The sequence below is a fragment of the Streptomyces sp. NPDC058534 genome (assembly GCF_042717365.1).
GTDB lineage: Bacteria > Actinomycetota > Actinomycetes > Streptomycetales > Streptomycetaceae > Streptomyces.
The window spans coordinates 1-1,740 of record NZ_JBHXNW010000185.1 but is presented as its reverse complement, the minus strand read 5'-3'; the positions used below and the strand labels follow the sequence as shown (position 1 = coordinate 1,740).

The 1,740-nt window shown below is 68.7% G+C and carries 1 protein-coding gene; it reads right to left on the bottom strand.

Going from position 1 to position 1,740, the window contains the following annotated elements; translation table 11 throughout:
- Positions 1-52: 52 nt before the first annotated feature.
- Entirely contained in the window at positions 53-1,675 is a 1,623-nt protein-coding gene (locus ACFWR9_RS42655; protein WP_383853075.1) for an ISL3 family transposase, read from the bottom strand.
- Positions 1,676-1,740: the final 65 nt, after the last annotated feature.

Below are 1,740 nucleotides of genomic sequence, written 5' to 3'. Positions count from 1 at the left end.
GGTTCTGGATCACTTTCCGTGCTCAGGCCACGGAGGGTCACCACAACCGCGATCATGAACGGTCTCGCGCCGCGAGGAGGACCCGCTTGCGGAGCAGGTCGAAGTTGGCCCGGCCGAACATCTGCCGCTTGAGCATCTTGATCTTGTTGTTGTGGCCCTCGACGGCACCGGAGCTGTAGCGGAGGCTGAGGCCGGCGACGACGGCGTCGAGGTCCTGGCCGAGGCCGTTGACGAAGCCGTGCAGGGCTGGCAGGTCGTCGGCTTGGACGCGCTCGATCCACTGGCCCAGCTGTCGGCCCTGGCGGTTGTTCATCAGCTCGGCGAAGGCCCGAACGCGTTCGGCGGTTCGGTCGAGTTCGGGGCAGCGGGCGAGGATCTGCTTGAGCTGCTGGGCCTGGTCGTCGTCAAGGCGGTCGGGGCGGCGGGTGATCCAGCTGGTCACGTCGCGCGTGGACGGGGCTTTGCGCGGCGGATTGTCGTGCGGGAAGGCTTCCCGGAGCTTCTGCACGTACTTCTTCACGACGCTCTCACCGCCGGGGTAGCCGCGTTCGCGGAGTTCCTCGAACAGGCGCCGGGCGACGGTGCAGCCCTCCGCCCACCGCTGGTGCAGGTAGGGCTTGTAGGGATCGAGGATGCTGGTGCGTCCGGTCCACCGTCCGACGAGGAGTTCGTCCGCGGTGGCCGCGTGGGCGAGGCGGCGGACGGTGTTGCGGGCCAGGCCGAGCCGACGGGCGATGGGCCGCAGCCCGAGTCCCTCGTCCAGCAAGGCGTGAACGGCCGCGTGCTGCTCGCGTACTCGATCGGACAGGCGGCCGGAGTTCCGCGGCTCGGTTGGGCATTCCGGTGCGAGTTCCGTGGTCGTGGAGGGCACGGCGGTGTGGACCGGGGAGGTGTTCTCCGGTTCGCGCAGCAGCGCGCGGTGCTGGATGACCGTCTTCTCGACGGCCTCGGCGAGGTTCTTCCAGATGTGCCAGCGGTCTGCGACGTGGATCGCGTCCGGGGCACCGAGCCGTCCGGCCTCGGCGTAGGCAGTGGAGCGGTCCCGGCAGATCACTTCGACGCCGGGATGGTCGGCGAGCCACCGGGCCACTGTCGACGTGGTCCTGTCGGGCAGCAGATCGACCGGACTGCGCGTGTCGATGTCGATCAGGATGGTGCCGTAGTTGTGTCCCTTGCGCAGCGCGAAGTCATCTACGCCCAGGACCCGTGGGGTGTGCGTCTCGGGGTCCGGCAGACGGCGTATCAGCCGCAGGAGCGTCGACCGGCTGGCCCGGACAGCGAGTGCGTGCGCCAGGCGGGCACCGGCCCTGCCGGCCAGCATCACCGCCAGCCGTTCCAGCACCGCCTGGAGACCGGCGCTTCGTCTCCCGTGCCGGAAGCTCAGCCCGTCGACCTGCTCGGCGAACGTCGCCTGTGGGCAAGCACCCTGGCGGCAGCGGAACCGGCGGACCTGTAACTCGATCACTACGGGGCGGCCGCCAACCGCGCTGTCGGCGAGTTGGCGTACGTACCGGCTGTGCACCTTGGACGACGCCGTTCCACAGACAGGGCATACGGCCCGGTCCGCTGATGCGCGGGCCTGAACGACCACCAACTCACCGTCGGATACGACGCCTTCGATCACAACACCTTCGACCTGGTCGAACCACAGGTCCTGGAGGAGTACGTCAGCCACGACCGTTCATGATCGCGGTTGTGGTGACCCTCCGTGGCCTGAGCACGGAAAGTGATCCAGAACCA